At 57.2% G+C, this 15853-nt stretch carries 16 protein-coding genes; 10 read left to right on the forward strand and 6 right to left on the reverse strand.

The features are described 5' to 3' along the window. The first annotated feature begins 286 nt into the window (after positions 1-286). Positions 287-478 carry a hypothetical protein gene (locus IPN69_01525; GenBank protein ID MBK8809400.1) on the forward strand — a complete coding sequence of 64 codons (192 nt, stop codon included), beginning with the start codon at positions 287-289 and terminating at the stop codon, positions 476-478. Between the two features lie 44 nt (positions 479-522). Here IPN69_01525 and IPN69_01530 read toward each other — a convergent pair whose 3' ends face one another. Beyond that, complete coding sequence (locus IPN69_01530) at positions 523-630, reverse strand: hypothetical protein (GenBank protein ID MBK8809401.1); 108 nt, start codon at positions 628-630, stop codon at positions 523-525. A gap of 19 nt (positions 631-649) precedes the next feature. Between IPN69_01530 and IPN69_01535 the strand changes: the two genes are divergently transcribed. Continuing rightward, entirely contained in the window at positions 650-3136 is a 2487-nt protein-coding gene (locus tag IPN69_01535; protein MBK8809402.1) for a S9 family peptidase, read from the forward strand. A 27-nt stretch (positions 3137-3163) separates the two neighbouring features. Here IPN69_01535 and IPN69_01540 read toward each other — a convergent pair whose 3' ends face one another. Continuing rightward, positions 3164-3580, reverse strand: a complete 417-nt coding sequence (locus tag IPN69_01540; protein MBK8809403.1) for a type II toxin-antitoxin system VapC family toxin — start codon at positions 3578-3580, stop codon at positions 3164-3166. Further along, on the reverse strand, positions 3580-3837 hold the full coding sequence (locus IPN69_01545; protein MBK8809404.1) for a type II toxin-antitoxin system Phd/YefM family antitoxin: 258 nt from the start codon (positions 3835-3837) through the stop codon (positions 3580-3582). Before IPN69_01545 ends, IPN69_01540 begins: the two co-directional genes overlap by 1 nt. A 132-nt stretch (positions 3838-3969) precedes the next feature. Between IPN69_01545 and IPN69_01550 the strand changes: the two genes are divergently transcribed. From IPN69_01550 to IPN69_01580, 7 genes are all read left to right on the forward strand, one after another. Next, positions 3970-5925 carry a CocE/NonD family hydrolase gene (locus IPN69_01550; protein MBK8809405.1) on the forward strand — a complete coding sequence of 652 codons (1956 nt, stop codon included), beginning with the start codon at positions 3970-3972 and terminating at the stop codon, positions 5923-5925. A gap of 162 nt (positions 5926-6087) precedes the next feature. Next, positions 6088-6687 (forward strand): type IV toxin-antitoxin system AbiEi family antitoxin domain-containing protein, encoded by a 600-nt coding sequence (locus IPN69_01555; GenBank protein ID MBK8809406.1) that lies wholly within the window; start codon positions 6088-6090, stop codon positions 6685-6687. Then, on the forward strand, positions 6687-7586 hold the full coding sequence (locus IPN69_01560; protein MBK8809407.1) for a nucleotidyl transferase AbiEii/AbiGii toxin family protein: 900 nt from the start codon (positions 6687-6689) through the stop codon (positions 7584-7586). Before IPN69_01555 ends, IPN69_01560 begins: the two co-directional genes overlap by 1 nt. Positions 7587-7711: 125 nt before the next feature. Further along, complete coding sequence (locus tag IPN69_01565; protein MBK8809408.1) at positions 7712-8866, forward strand: hypothetical protein; 1155 nt, start codon at positions 7712-7714, stop codon at positions 8864-8866. A gap of 31 nt (positions 8867-8897) precedes the next feature. Continuing rightward, the gene (locus tag IPN69_01570) at positions 8898-9485 is read left to right on the forward strand and encodes a hypothetical protein (GenBank protein MBK8809409.1); all 588 of its coding nucleotides are present in this window, start codon (positions 8898-8900) and stop codon (positions 9483-9485) included. Between the two features lie 12 nt (positions 9486-9497). Beyond that, positions 9498-10016: a ClbS/DfsB family four-helix bundle protein gene (locus tag IPN69_01575; GenBank protein MBK8809410.1), complete on the forward strand. Its 519-nt coding sequence runs from the start codon at positions 9498-9500 to the stop codon at positions 10014-10016. Positions 10017-10039: 23 nt separating this feature from the next. Beyond that, positions 10040-10444 carry a hypothetical protein gene (locus IPN69_01580; GenBank protein ID MBK8809411.1) on the forward strand — a complete coding sequence of 135 codons (405 nt, stop codon included), beginning with the start codon at positions 10040-10042 and terminating at the stop codon, positions 10442-10444. On the opposite strand, the gene IPN69_01585 is transcribed toward IPN69_01580, so the two are convergent. From IPN69_01585 to IPN69_01595, 3 genes are all read right to left on the reverse strand, one after another. Then, positions 10430-10819, reverse strand: a complete 390-nt coding sequence (locus IPN69_01585) for a hypothetical protein (protein MBK8809412.1) — start codon at positions 10817-10819, stop codon at positions 10430-10432. The genes IPN69_01580 and IPN69_01585 overlap by 15 nt on opposite strands. 127 nt (positions 10820-10946) lie before the next feature. Continuing rightward, complete coding sequence (locus IPN69_01590; protein ID MBK8809413.1) at positions 10947-11453, reverse strand: hypothetical protein; 507 nt, start codon at positions 11451-11453, stop codon at positions 10947-10949. Between the two features lie 154 nt (positions 11454-11607). Then, a complete protein-coding gene (locus tag IPN69_01595; protein ID MBK8809414.1) occupies positions 11608-12495 on the reverse strand; it encodes a dienelactone hydrolase family protein in 888 nt (295 codons plus the stop codon). Between the two features lie 131 nt (positions 12496-12626). Between IPN69_01595 and IPN69_01600 the strand changes: the two genes are divergently transcribed. Continuing rightward, entirely contained in the window at positions 12627-15830 is a 3204-nt protein-coding gene (locus IPN69_01600) for a hypothetical protein (protein ID MBK8809415.1), read from the forward strand. Positions 15831-15853: the final 23 nt, after the last annotated feature.

The following is a 15853-nucleotide window of genomic DNA, read 5'->3' on the forward strand; positions in this document are numbered from 1 at the left end:
AGGTCCTATCGATATCAAAGTCAAAGATATTGCGCCGAATCGGCCGACAGCCGCGCGCAAAACGTGCGGCTCCAAACGGACGGCTTGACTCGCCGGCAATCGGCGGTTTCTTCGCCTTAGGATGATCACCCCGCAAAACTGTTGACCGCCGGTAAAGATGAGTAGTACTATGTTGGCGAATCATACTCGAATCGACCATTTGTTGCCGTTCGGTTTCCGACCCGTTCATAACGTCTTAATTCGTTTGATAGATACGACGAAGCACACCGAGGAGACCCGGCGACCGATGAGAAAAACGACTGTACTTTCAGCGATAACTTTGATGCTCTGCGTTCTCGTGGGATACGCCGCGTTTCAGGCGGCGAATCTCGTCAAGAATTTTGTCGGCGACCGTTTGAACGCTTGCCACTCGGAGACAGAACGCGGCTGCGGGCAGCGGAATTCGCTTTCGACCGAGCGCGGACCTCAGCGGCCGTGAACTGACGTCAGCAATTTTCGCCGGACCTGCGTTTCGCCGACCTGTTACGGCGAGTGCAGAGATTTTGCGCGAGTATCAGGCTTTGCATCCTTCGTTTCGCGACCGGGAATTTCCGATCGCATCGCTTGCTCCCGGAAACGGATCCGGGCCATCGCGAGGACCCCTTAAACCATGACAATCAGAAAATCGTTATCACTCGCCGCATTGTTCTTGTCTTTGGCGGCGCTTCTTCCGGCGCAAACCGTTCGCCGTCCGCTCGTACTCGACGACCTTTTCAAGATCAAAAATGTCAGCGATCCGCAGATCTCGCCGGACGGCGAGTGGATCGCCTACGTTGTTTCGACGATCGATACCAAGGCGGACAAGTCGAATTCGGATGTTTGGATCGTCAGCTACGACGGCAAGACGGATCGCAGGATAACTTTTACGGCGACCGACAACGAAGCGTCGCCGCGCTGGAGCCCGGATGGAAAGTATCTTTCTTTCGTCTCATCGCGGCCCGGCCCGAACAAAGGCAGTCAGGTCTGGCTGCTTGATCTCGCCGGCGGCGAAGCGCGGCAACTGACCGAAACGAAGGGCCGGCTTCAAGGCTACGAATGGTCGCCCGATTCAAAACGCTTCGCGATGGTCATCGGCGACCCTGATCCTGAAGCGGACGCGCCGGCCGATCCGGCGAATCCGAAGGCGCCGAAGCCGATCGTCATCGATCGTTACAAGTTCAAGCAGGACGGCCAGGGTTACTTGCGCTCGGACCGAAAGAGTTATGTTTACATTTACGACATCGCGACGAAGCGGCTCGACCGTCTGACCAAGGGTAAATCCGACGAGGGCGCGCCGGCCTGGTCGCCGGATGGAACGCGGATCGCCTTCACATCGAACCGCGCACCCGACCCGGACCGCGAACCTTCGTTCCGGATCTATGTCGCCGAAGCCAAACCGGGTGCGACCGAGAAACAGGTTACGCCGGATTCGAGCGTCGGCTCACGCGGCCCCGAATGGAGCCCTGACGGCAAATGGCTTGCGTTTCTCGAAACCGATGAGAAGAAATACGGCGCCTACGGGATGAATTATCTGACGATAGTCGCCTCCGACGGCAGCGCCGCTCCGGTTCGTCCGAAAGCCGCGCTCGATCTCGACCGCGGAGTTTCGGACCCGTTGTGGAGCGCGGACGGCAAATTGATCTCGTTCTTCGTGACCGACGACCGTTCGGTCTATCCGGCGAAACTCGCGATCGCCGGCGGAAACGTCGAAAAAATGCTCACACCGCCGGTCGTCGCCGGCGGCTGGACCGAAGCCAGGGGACGCATCGCGCTTCTTTCCGGCGGCGACAACGCGCCGAACGAAGTTCACGTGCTCGAAAACGGCAAGCTTCGCCGATTGACGCGCCAGAACGATGATCTTTTCAATCGATTGGAACTGCCGCCGACCGAAGAGGTCAACTTCAAGAGCAAGGACGGCACCAGCGTCGGCGGACTGCTGACCTATCCGGCGGGCTACGTGAAAGGGACAAAAGTTCCGCTGCTGCTCAGGATCCACGGCGGACCGAACGCGCAGGACCAGCATTCGTGGAGTTCCGAGCGCCACTTTTTCGCGGCCAACGGCTACGCCGTACTCGCGGTCAATTACCGCGGAAGCTCAGGACGCGGACAGAAATTCTCGCGGGCGATCTGGGCCGATTGGGGGAACTTCGAGGTGCAGGATCTGCTCGCGGGCGTCGATCACGCGATCGCGATGGGCGTCGCCGATCCCGAAAGACTTGGAGTCGGCGGCTGGAGCTACGGCGGCATCCTGACCAATTATCTGATCGCCAGCGACAACCGTTTCAAGGGTGCGACGAGCGGGGCGGGAACGGCATTTACCGTATCTTTCTACGGCACGGACCAGTACATTATCCAGTACGATTACGAGATCGGACCGCCTTGGGATCCGAAGTCTTGGGAAACGTATCAAAAACTCTCGTATCCGCTTCTGAAAGCCGACCGGATCAAGACGCCGACCCTCTTTCTTGGCGGCGAGAAGGATTTCAACGTTCCGATCTCGGGCAGCGAGCAAATGTATCAGGCCTTGAAAAGCCTCGGCATCGACACGCAGTTGATCATCTATCCGAATGAGAATCACGGAATTCAGCGGCCGAGCTACGTCCGCGACCGATACGAGCGCTATCTCGGCTGGTACGACAAAAACGTCCTCAAGAAGACACCGGAACCGAAGCCCGCGATCGCCGGCTGGGAAGGAAAATGGAGAGGTACGCTGAAGAATTTGCCTGCAAAACCCGATGCTTCCGCGGTCGAGGTTGAAATGGAGATCGGCGCGGTTCCCGTCAAGGACAACACCTGCGGGATATGGAAGACGACGTATCTCGAACTCGGCATCGTCAAACAGGTCAAGGATTACAAACTCTGCCGCGGCACAGGCGCCGACGATCTTTATCTCGACGAGGGCAACGGCATCAGACTGGCGGCGCGGATCATCGGCGATTCGCTGGTCATTCCCTTCAAATACGATAATCTGTTGATCGTTTCGACAACCCGCCTGCGCGGCGAGGTCTTGGAGCAAGAGATCCTGACCGTCGAAGACAAACCGGCCGTCAAAGGCGCGCTTCCGATGAGCGCGAAAGGGATTCAGAAGCTGGAGTTGAGAAGGGTTCCGGTCGAATAACCAACGTCGATATCGATCGAGACGATTCTAGATCCAGGGATTTAGAATCTCAACCCCGGTTTCTTTGAAATCGCCTACGTTGCGGGTTACCAGAATGAGGTTATTTGCGATTGCGGTCGCGGCGATCAGCGAATCCATAAACGGCAGAACGAGTCCTTTCAACTCGAGCCGCGAAGTTGTTTCGCCCCAAACGAGCATTTCTTCGGTCCCGATTCCAAGGATGCGTCCGTGATAGCGGACGATGAGCGCTTGAAACCAGGTTTCGAGTTCCGCTCGTTTCCTGGACGACTCGAGTCTCGAAATGCCCTTTTGGATTTCGCCGAGAGTGACGACGCTCAAATAGAGCCGGTCCTCAAGCTGGCCTGAAAGCCACCGCACTACTTTCGCTTCCGGCGTCCGCTTTCGGAATTCCGAGAAGATGCAGGTGTCGAGAAGGAAACTCATCAGTCGAACTCCAGTGTTTCGCGTCCGGAACCCGCTTTCGAGCGTTCGAGATCGATCCCCGAGTTCCGGAGCGGACTGTTCAAAAGAAAATCTACAAAGGGTTCCGCTCTTGCCGTCAATCGCAGGTAATCCTGATACGAGATCAGCACGGCGGTTTCGACGCCGTTCTTGGTGATCAGTTGCGGTTCGCCTTCGACGGCGGCGGCTATCAAAGCACTCAGTCGATTTTTCGCATCAAATGTCGATACATTCTTCATTGGGGCATCCTCCTATCTTTAGCTAGGCTAGCTAATCTTACATAGAATTCGATCTTGTCGCAAGTTCTTTTTTCGTTCGGTACGCGTTCGGCGGCACTTGCCGAAAAGCAAAACTTGACTGAGTATGGAAAAATGAAATCATCGGCATTGAGACCTTTCTCGTTCGCGGCGCTGCTTTTGAGTATTTTGATTACCGGCGTTTTCGCGCAACCCCGCGCGCAGCAGGATCCGGAACTGATCGCGAAGCGGAATGCGGTCGAGAATGAACTGCTGTCGGTCGCGATCGTCGAACGCAAAGTGATGATCGCGATGCGCGACGGCGTCCGCGTGGCGGCGGACATTTACCGCCCGAAGGACGCGACGAAGAAGTACCCGATCATCTGGTCGCGCACCCCCTACAACTTCAACTTCTGGGACGTAAGGCTCGGCGCTCCGCGCGATATGTCGACGCCGCTCGACGCGGTCAAGCGCGGCTACGCTTACGTCGTGATGAACGAACGCGGCCATTTTTTCTCCGAAGGAAATTACGACATTCTCGGCGCGCCGACGACCGACGGCGAAGACGCGCTCAAGTGGCTATCGTCGCGCCCTTGGTCGAACGGCAAGGTCGGCGCGATCGGCTGTTCGTCAACCGCGGAATGGCAAATGGCGGTCGCATCACAGGGAAATCCGGCGTTCGCGGCGATGATCCCGCAAGGTTTCGGCGCCGGCGTCGGACGCGTCGGACCGTACTACGAGCAAGGCAACTGGTACCGCGGCGGCGCGATCCAGATGCTGTTCATCGCCTGGCTCTACGGCGAGCAGAATCAGATCCGGCCGATGTTCCCTGCGAATCTGACGCAGGAAGAGTTGATCCGCGCATCGAAATCGTTTGACCTCGGACAGCAATTGCCGCCGGTCGATTGGTCGAAGGCTCTGCGGCATCTTCCGGTGATGGACATCCTCAAAGCCGTCGACGGGCCGCGCGGAATCTTCGCCGACGAAATGCCCGTGCCAACGGGCGGCGCGATGGTCCGGCGGACACCGAACGATCCGGCGTGGTACAAAGGCGGGCTGTGGCACGACAATATGAAGATCAACGTCCCCGGATTTTGGTTTATGTCGTGGTACGACGTCTCGACGGGGCCAAACCTCGCGGCGTACAATCACGTCCGCAAAACTGCACGGCCCGACATCGCCGACAAGCAATACGCGGTGATCGCCCCGACGCTCCACTGCGGCTACACGCGCGCAACCGAAGATACTGTCGTCGGCGAACGGTCGATGGGTGACGCCCGGCTGAATTACAGCGAATTGACCTACGGCTGGTTCGATCATTTCCTGAAGGGCGAAGAAAACGGGATTCTGCAGAAAATGCCGAAGGTTCGATACTACACGATGGGCTCGAACAAATGGCAGACGTCCGAATCTTGGCCGCCGGCGGGCGCGAAATCCGAGACGTTTTATCTATCGAGCGGCGGCAAGGCAAATTCGCTGAACGGCGACGGGGTTCTGCAAACAAGTCCGCCGGAATCCGACAATCCCGACCGTTTCACATATGATCCGATGAACCCCGTCCCGTCATTTGGCGGCAATGTTTGCTGCACCGGAAACGCCGTCCGGGGCGGATCGTTCGACCAGCGCAAGATGGAAGAGCGCCCGGATATTCTGGTTTACAGCACGGAACCGCTCAAAGAAGGGATCGAACTGAGCGGCCCGATTGACGTCACGCTCTATGTTTCGTCGGACGCGAAGGACACGGATTTCACGGTCAAGCTGATCGACGTCGACGCCGAGGGCCGCGCCTGGAACCTCGACGAGACGATCCAGCGGTTGCGCTACCGAAACGGCTACGACAAACCCGAAGTCTGGATGGAATCCGGCAAGGTTTACAAGTTCACGTTCCAGCCGATGACGACCAGCAACTATTTCGCCGCCGGCCACCGCATCCGGATCGAGATCTCGTCGAGCAACTTCCCGAGATTCGACCGCAATCTGAACACCGGCGGCCGCAACTACGACGAAACAAAAGGCGTCATCGCCAACAACGCGGTCCATCATTCAAAACAATATCCGTCGTCGATGACGATCTCGGTTGTGAGGAAATAGCCCTGGGGAGATTAGAGCCATAATCATGTCTACTTCTTGGAAGAAAGCATTCTATGTTTTTATTACAACTTCCAATCATTGAAATAAAGGCGTCAGAACCCTCAATTATTGGTTGGATAGAATCCCTAATAGATGTTAATCTCGTTAGGGGATTTTATCCATATGGAAAGCGCGTCGCAAACCAAGGCATCCGAGATCTTCCGCGCAAATGGCGGAACGCTTCGTACATCGCAGATCCTTCGGCTCGGGATCCATCCGAGAACTCTTTACCAGATGCGCGAAAGCGGTCGGGTTATTCAACTGAGTCGCGGCGTTTATCGGCTCGCAGATATAGCTCTGCTTGCGAACAGCGACCTCGCGACCGCGGCGATTCGGGTTCCGAATGGGGTCGTCTGTCTGGTTTCGGCGCTTTCGTTTCACGAGATAACCTCCGAAATCCCGCACGAGGTTTACCTTGCGATACCGACCGGCAAAGAAAAGCCCAAAGTCGATTTTCCGCCAACGCGGGTGTTCCATTTTTCAAGCGATAGCTATTCCGCGGGAGTTGAAGAGCTCCAAATGGGCGGCAATCCCATCAAGATCTACTCGAAGGAAAAAACCGTTGCCGATTGTTTCAAGTTCCGGAACCGAATCGGTCTCGATGTCGCAATTGACGCGCTCCGACAATGTATTCGGAAAGGTGGTTCTCGAAGTAAGATTATGGACTTTTCGAGAATCTGCCGGGTTGAAAATGTAATTCGCCCATACCTGGAGGCAACTTAATGACAAAGACGAATCTCGCCGCCTCGATACATCAGCGGTTACTAAATCTTGCGCGTCGCGACAATCGGCCGCTCAACGAACTGTTGCAGCATTTCGCGATCGAGCGTTTTCTTTACCGACTTGGCAAAACGAATCATAGGACGGCGTTCGTTTTGAAGGGCGCGCAGATGTTGCGAGTTTGGAACGCTCCCGCCGCTCGCCCAACTATGGACATCGACCTACTGGGAATGACGGAGAACAATACTGACAATCTGACGAGCATTCTTGAGGAGTGCTTTGCCATCGAAGTGGAAGATGGCGTTGTTTTCGATCCGAAAAGCTTGGAGACGAAAGTGATTAGGAAATCCGACGCTTACCAAGGAACCCGCGCCACTGCGAATGGGCTACTCGGTAAAATCAAATTGCAACTGCAGATCGATGTTGGTTTCGGAGACGCCGTTGTGCCGGGTCCGGTTGAGATTGAATTGCCTCAGCTGCTCGATTTCGGACAACCACTGCTTTGGGGTTATAGCCCCGAAAGTGCGATCGCGGAAAAATTTCATGCAATCGTAGTCCTCGATATGGCTAACACCCGGATGAAGGACTTCTATGACATTTGGTTACTTTCCACGAACTTGGATTTTAACAACGCAGTCTTGGAAGAAGCGATCCGCAAGACGTTCGAGAGACGGAAAACGGCGATTCCCGTCGACACGCCGGTTGCCTTTACTCACAGATTCACAGAAGATGAGTCGAAGAAACTGCAGTGGCACGCGTTTTTGCGAAAGAATAGGCTGAATCTCGACCTCACTCTGGGAAACGTAACGGACGCCATCAAGGAGTTCTTGCTTCCTTCGATTCAGGAGCAAGTAGTAGACCACTCGGAGTCTATTGAGCAAACGCAAACTCCTGTAGATTGAAACGGTAATGGTAACGAGCGCCTTTGCCGATCCATGGGCGTAAGATTCTCCAACGCGACGGATACGGATTTTACCATCAAGCTGGTCAATGTCGACAAACGGGCCGCATATGGAACCTCGACGAAATGATCCAGCGGGAAGACAGGCGAAGCTCGGACAAAACTCGTTCAGAGTCGGGCTCCTTCCTAACCGGAAACGGCCTGCAGAAAACAGTCGGCTATGCCCGAAATCCCGGCAATGATTCGGCGCATCGGACAGCAGTAATTTCCGTGCCCGATAAAGCCGGACTTTGGCTCCATCGTATGACCCTGACGGATTCACTTTGCACGCACGAGAACCCGGTCGTCGCTTACCGGGCTCGGCGGCTTCTGGCCGGCGAGCCCGAAAGCTCGCGGGCGATGAGCACGTTGGGGCGTGAGGTCGGCTCGTCGAAGATGGCGAAGCGTCTCCTCCTTGCACTGAACGGCGAGCGTTTCAATCCTTATCGCAAGTGGCAGGGGCCGCACTGGACGCTGTATTCGCTGGCGGAAATCGGGTTTCCTGCGGGCGACGAGAGGCTCCTTCCCCTGCGTCGGCGCGTAATGGACTGGATGTTCGCGCCGGCGTTCCTGAAGCCGCCGATGACCGCGTTTTTCCCCGATCAGCCGCGGCGACCGCGGCGCTGCGCCTCGATGGAAGGCAACACCATCTGGTCGCAAATTGTACTCGGCATCGTCGATGACGAGCGCGTGCCCGTTCTCGTTGATCGCTTGGTCGAGTTTCAGTGGCCCGACGGCGGATGGAACTGCGACAAGCGACCGGTGGCGCGAACATCCTCCGTGCAGGAGACGCTTCTGCCGCTCCGGGGACTCGCTCAATGGCATCGCGCCACGGGAGATGCGCGCGCGCTGAAGGCCGCGCAGCGCGCATCCGAGTTCCTGCTCGACCGGCGTCTTCTCTGGCGAAAACGCGACGGAGCGCTCATCAAACCCGAGTGGGGCGGCCCTGTCGACCGAATCCACTATCCCATCCGCTTCTACGACGTGCTGGGCGTGCTCGTGGTGATGGCGGAGATTGGTATGGTCCGCGACCCGCGATGCAAGGAAGCCCTCGATCTTCTCGAAAGCAAGCGCCTCCCTGACGGCACGTTCCCGGTCGAGTGGACCAACGTAAAGAAGGCCGACCGAATCGTGAGCCGCGGGACATACGCGGACTGGGGAACCCGTCACAAAAGAAAGGGCAATCCGTTTGTGACCGTCGATGCGCTCTATGTACTCCGGGAGGCCGGACGGGCAGCGTGAAACGCCGGTCCGAAAACATCGGGAAGACGATATGGTGATGATGAAAAGTTGGAAGGCAATCGTTTTGCTCAGTGCATTCTTGGCGGTAACGGCTTGCAGTTCGGCGATCCAATCTCGGGTCACCGATAATCGCCCCGCACAGTTGACTGTCGCCGATAGAGCACCGGTTCCGGACCCAAAGATCTTATGTTCCCGCGTCGCGGACATCAAGAAGATTCCACTGAAAGAGGACCAACCGATTGAGGATTCAGCCTACCGAGATGTTATCGACGCGGGCGAGGCCGTGCTTCCCTGTTTGATCGAAAAGGTCGCGGACTCAACGCCGATGGCGGATCCTCGAGGAATTCCGGGGCCGACAGACACACGAATCGGTGATGTTGCTTATTTCGTCTTAAGTCGCATTTCGAATCTGGATTTTATCGAGTTGCTGCCGGCTTACGTGCAGAAGGAATACCAAACGGAAGGCGTTTTTGCGTATCATCGCTATGTCGCCAAGCGCGAGAACCGCTTGCAGTTACAGGCAAACCTGAGGGACTGGTATAAAAAGAGGCGGCCTTCTACCCGCCCAGATTCCGAAAATGCGCCTACGAGACATCCAAGTTCCGTTTCCGAGAACTGACGACCGAACTCAATGAAATACGAATCGAAACACGAATTGATCGATGACATTCGAACCGAGCACGCTTCGTTGTGGGCGCGGCTCGCCGAGATTCCCGATTCGCTTTGGAACGAGCCCGGAGTCTGGGGCGACGGGTGGAATCTGAACGACCTCGTCGCTCACCTTGCGGAATGGCAGTTTATGTTCCTTCGTTGGTACGACGACGGCCTGAACGGGGTGAAACCCGAGATGCCCGCGCCCGGATTCAAATGGAGCGAAATGCCGCGACTTAACCGTTTGATCCGGGAGAAGCACCGATCGCGGTCACTGTCGGCGGTTCGTGCCGATTTTGATTCGGGTTATGAACGGATCCTGAACATCGCCGAGTCTCTCACGCCCGCTCAGCTTTTCGAACCCGGCCATTTCAGTTGGACCGGAAAGTCTGCGCTGAAAACGTATCTCGGCGCGAACACCGCGAGCCATTACCGTTTCGCGATGAAAGCCGTCAAGCGCTGGCAAAGGCACGGGCCGAAACAAAGTGACCAAAAGTGACGAAATCAAGGCCCGCAACGATTTTGGAGTATTTTGAGGAAACGCATCCCTCGGAAGTGAGGGAGCTTTTGATCGAAGCGCATCGATTCTTGCAGGAGAATTTGCCGCCTTTTGCGACCTGCGGCATCAAATGGCGGTTGCCTTTCTACACTCTCAACCGTAATATCTGCTACCTGAACCGTCATCCGGATCACATCACCCTCGGATTTTCCTTCGGTTACAAACTCTCACTGCGTCCGGGCGTTTTGCTTGATGAAAACGGGACTTTGAAACACATCCGATATCTCGAACTCTTCAGCATCGGCGATCTATATTCGGAAACCGTGAACGGCATCTTGCAGGAAGCGTTGATCATTGATGAGATGATGCGAAGAAAGTTGAACGAAAGGCGGATTCAGAATATCTTGCAAGAGTCATTTTTTTCTTAAAACGAGTTTGATGCTCGGCGGCGGATCGATGAGTGAAAAGGCCTCGGACTCGCCCGCGAATTCGATCTGTTGACCGTCGAGTGTCTTCGTAGCCGAGGCCTTAAGTCGATAGGTTCGCCCTGAAAATGCGCTCAACCGGAAGCGTCCGTCAGAATTACTTTTGAGGTCGCAGACAGAGCCTGTGAAACGCAGCGACGTGGATCTGACGGGCGAATCAACGTCAGCGGACTTCTTCCTGATTTCCATCAGGTAACACCCGGCATAAACTCCCGGAAACGCCTGATCGAAGAGCTTGATCTCAACGCCGGCAGCGGGTGCCCCGTTTTCCCACAATACCTGGCCCTCGATCGCTATTTCCGAGATCTTCGGAGGCAAACGCCAAACGATTCCTTCGATCCTGCTTCCGACTCCGATCTCAAGAATTTTCGCCTCAGAGCGTTCACCGCCGCCAGGATAAAACGTCGTCGGGAAAGGACTCTCGGGATCGGGATTCGAATTGTAGTTAATGCTGAGCGTGTATCTTCCCGCGGGGATCTGTCTGATCGAAAAATCGCCGTTTGACCGGCGCGCGCTCTTCCCTCATTCGGTTTGCAGACTCGGCGAGAACCGTGCCCGCCACTCGACCTTCAGCTCCCGATCGCGAGAGTCTCCGCAATTCAAGGATTTGTTCACCGGCGAACTCGAACGGCAGATTCCCTTCACAGAATCCGGTCCCGAATCCTGACTTTTTGTCGCCGCCGGCAAAGACCAGGTAAATTTCGCCGATGGTGAATTCCGCGTCACAGGAGAATCCACTCTTGTTTTGAACGCGTATTGACTCGGCATTCTCGCCCGACAGGACTTCCTTTACCTCGAATAGCGTGGTTTCAGTCTTGAACGATCCCTTGTTCGACTTTTCAACACCGATCGCCTTTCCGACGAAAATCGTCGTGTAAAAATTGAACCGTTCGCAGGTTGACGCGCGCCCGCACGTACACCCATAGACAGAAAGCGCAGAGCCCAACATCATTGCCAGTATGGTAGCGAATACGGCCAACACCGAAAGTCGGCCACCGCCCGCGTTTTGAATTTCCTCTACCATAAATCCAACGCTGTCGTCAGCTAGCGTAAGAATTCTTGCCCGGGAGCGTCCAGTTCACGGGCGGCCCGACGGTTTCGCCCGGTCACTTCAAATGCTTCTTGAACCAATCGAGCGTCCTTTCCCAGGCAAGTTTCGCGGCTTCGGCGTCGTAGCGCGGCGTCGTGTCGTTGTGAAATCCGTGCTGTTTGCCTTCGTAAGTGTAGCTCTCGTAAGTCTTCTTGTTCTCTTTGAGCGCCTTCTCGTAGGCCTCGATGCCGGCATTGATGCCCTGGTCGTTGCCGGCATAGTTGAACAAAAGCGCGGCCTCGATCTTCGGGACGTCCGCGACGCCGGCCTGGCGGCCGTAAAACGCAACGCCGGCATTGAGATCCTTGCCTAAACGCACCGCCAACTGATTGACCATTCCGCCGCCGAAACAGAAACCGACGGCCCCGAGTTTCTTCTTGCTGTCGGGCCGCGCCTTGAGCCACAGCGCCGAGGCGACAAAATCCTCAGTCATCTTCTTGCCGTCGACCGTGCGGAACGCCGCCACGCCTTTCTGCTCGTCGCCGGGATAGCCGCCGACCGACGTCAGACCATCCGGAGCGAACGCCATATAGCCGGCCTTGGCGAATCTTCGCGCGACGTCCTCGATATATGGATTGAGCCCGCGGTTTTCGTGGATCACGAGCACGGCGCGGAACTTCTTCCCTTTCGCCGGCTTCGCCAGGTAGCCCTTGACCGAGCCGTTGCCGTTCGGCGACGGGACAGTTTCGTAACTCAATTTGAGGGTTTTGTCGTCCTTCGGAACCGTCTGTGCCCAGGCGAAATTCGGCGTCAGGCTCTCAAAGATCGCCGCGGCCGTCAGTCCGCCGACGGCGAACTTGGTCAAACTGTTCAGAAATGACCGGCGATCCATATCGCCGTGCTGATATTCGTGAAAAAGATCCAACAACTCCTGCGGGTACTCGTCTGCGGTCTTGCGTTCCATATTGTTCTCCTCGTTTCGAAAAGATTAACCGAAATTCCATTCGATTCAAAACTGGAAATCCATACATACCGATCAATTGACCTCTGCTCGGTTTGGGCATATATTCGCCGGTAAGACTCTAACGTGGACATATGAAGAAAAAACATTTCATGATGTATGGCGTGATCGTCGCGATTTCGGTGGCGGCTGGCTTAAACCTGAGGTCGGCTAACGCGGAAAGCCAGTCTCAGTTTTCAAGTCCGGCCGCGGGTGCTGGCGGCGTTTGCAACGACGGCTGGGACAGCGCTTTCTCAATCACCGGCACTGACGGCTCCGTGCGTAGTATCGTGTCCGATGGCGCCGGAAACGTTTACATCGCCGGCAGTTTCTCCGTGGTCAACGGTGTCGCCGCGAACCGGATCGCAAAATGGAACGGAACCACCTGGACTGCGTTAGGATCCGGCATCTCCGGCGGAAACATTCTCGCTATTGCGGTCTCGGGCACCGACGTCTACGTTGGCGGCGGATTCACTTCGGCCGGCGGAGTCGCGGCGAACAAGGTTGCCAAATGGAACGGCAGCTCCTGGTCTGCGCTCGGAAGCGGACTTGGAACCGGTTTCGAGGCGGTTTACGCGCTCGCCGCATCTGGGACCGATGTCTACGCCGGCGGGACGTTTACAACGGGTGCCGGGTCTTCGTTACACATCGCTCGGTGGGACGGTTCGGCATGGAACGGACTAGGATCAGGAGCCGACTCGGACGTCCTCGCGATTGCCGTTTCCGGAAACACGGTTTATGCCGGAGGCCGGTTTTCGACAGCAGACGGCGTCGCGGCGAGTCGCGTCGCGAAATGGGACGGAGCAACTTGGTCGCCTCTCGGAGCCGGGGTTTTTGGATACGTGCAGGCTCTGCAGATCGTCGGGACCGATCTTTACGTCGGCGGCGGGATCAGCTCAGGCGTTCCCGGCGGCAACAATATCGCCAAATGGAACGGATCCATATGGACCGCGCTCGGAACCGGGATCGGCGACGCGCCAATAGGCTTGCCGCCGGTCTCGGCGATCACGGTTTCCGGCAACGACGTCTATGTTGGCGGCGCATTCGCGAGCGCCGGCGGATCATCAAGCATCGCCCGCATCGCGCGCTGGGACGGCGTCCAATGGAATGCCCTCGGAAGCGGAACGGGCGGGTCGGCGAGCCAGGTCAACGGCATTGCGGCCGCCGGAAGCACCGTTTTCGTCGGCGGTGATTTCGCGACCGCCGGCGGATTGCAGGCCAAAAGCATCGCGACCTGGAATTCCGGCACGTGGTCCGCGTTTCCGGGAACGGGCCTTGAGTCAACGCCCTCCGCAATCGCGCCGGCCGGAACCGATGTCTACGTTGGCGGCGCATTTACAACGGCCGGAGGCGTTCCGGCCAACAACATCGCGAAATGGAACGGATCGAACTGGTTGGCACTCGGGACCGGAACCAACGGTACCGTTTCAGCGATCGCCGTTTCCGGAAACGATCTTTACGTCGGAGGTACATTCACAAACGCCGGCGGCGTCACCGTGAGCAACATTGCCAAATGGAACGGCGCAAGCTGGTCGGCGCTTGGTCCAGGCGTCGGCGGACCCGTTTATGCGATCGCCGTTTCGGGCGAGGACATCTACGTCGGTGGCGGTTTCACGACGGCCGGGGGAAACGCCGCGAACCGGGTCGCCAAATGGAACGGATCGTCCTGGAGCGGTCTGAACTCGGCGATCATTCCGAACTCTGTCACTGCGATCGCGGTCGCTGGGAACAGTGTGTATGTCGGCGCCGGTTACACGACGCTTGACGGGCCCAATTATTTCCTGAAATACGAGGGATCGGCGTGGACGCCTCTCGGGACCGGAATGACAGGCGGCGGAGTGGATTCGATCGCGGTTTCGGGATCGGACGTATATGTATCCGGCGGGTTTACGTCGGTCGGCGGATTGTCCGCGGCCCGCGTCGCGAAATGGAACGGCGCGAGTTGGTCGGCACTCGGTTCGGGACTGCCAGGTAATTCGAACCTGGTACGGTTGGCGATGTCGGGAACGGATCTTATCGCAGTCGGCGATTTCACGGTCGCCGGCGGAATTCCCGCGAACCGTGCCGCGAAATGGAACGGCTCCGCGTGGTCGCCGCTCGGAGCCGGTTTGAATGGAAGCGGGACGCAGGTCGCGGCGGCCGGCGGCGAGATCTATGCCGCCGGAAATTTCGCGGTCGCCGGATGCAACGTGTCGCCGTTTTTCGCCCGCTGGCGAAACAACCGCTGGCTTGGTTCGACTACTGACTGGCACGCGGCCTCGAACTGGTCCGACGGAACCTTGCCTGGGGCCGGAACCGGTGTGACCATATCCAACAACGACGCGCTGATCGCGTCGGGGAACGTAACGCTAACCAGCCTGATCGTGAGCGGTTCGCGTACCGTGACGATCGCCGCCAGCCGGACTTTGACCGTCAACGGCCGTCTCGATCTTTCAAACGGCAACATCGCCGGCGCCGGGACGCTGATCGTCAACGGCGACCTGAATCTTAATGGTGAATCTCTGTCGGGGCTGTCTTCGGTCACGGTCAACGGAAATCTGTATCTCGGCGCGGGATTGGTCTCGGGAGTTTCGAGTTTCGTCGTCAGCGATTGCCGGGCGGCGGCGATAGCCGGCGGCAGCGCATCTTCTTTTTTCGTATCTCCGCTCACACGCTGCGTTTCGGGGAACGGCGTTTTCCGGTTTCCGGTCGGCGCCGGCGGTGTTTATTCGCCGGTCGAGCTTTCCGCGGTTTCGGGAAGCGGGAGTTTCACCGTCGAAGCGAGATCGGGCGCCTATTCGGGTGCGGCGAACGGGCTTCCGGCGAACAGGCTCCAGCGTTGGTGGAATCTTGCGAACGGCGGCATCACGCAAGCCGATGCGACATTCTCGTACCCCGATTCCGACGTCGTCGGATACGAACCGCGCTACAAGGTCTTCAGCATCAGCGGCGGAAACGCGCAACTTTTGCCGACAACGCTGAACGCGACGACGAACCGCGCGTCGGTCTCGGCGCTCAGCACTTTTTCGGCGTTCACTATGGCGGAAGGGCCGTCAACCCCGCAGATGCTCAAGGGCCGCGTTCGATCGTCTGCCGGTCGGGGAGGCAACGGAGTCATTCTCACGTTGACCGACCAAGCGGGCAATGTTCGGTACACGGTAACCAATTCGTTCGGCTACTACCGATTCCAGAACGTATTGACCTGGGAGACTTACACGATCCGTGTGTTTTCGAAACTCTACGTCTTCAGCTCGGACACGCGGGTCTTCGAGTTCACAGACAATCCGACCGACTTCGATTTCACGGCGACGAACCGTTGAGCGCGATTCTGATGCTTCGGAGA

The organism is Acidobacteriota bacterium (assembly GCA_016715115.1).
Taxonomy (GTDB): Bacteria; Acidobacteriota; Blastocatellia; order Pyrinomonadales; family Pyrinomonadaceae; genus JAFDVJ01.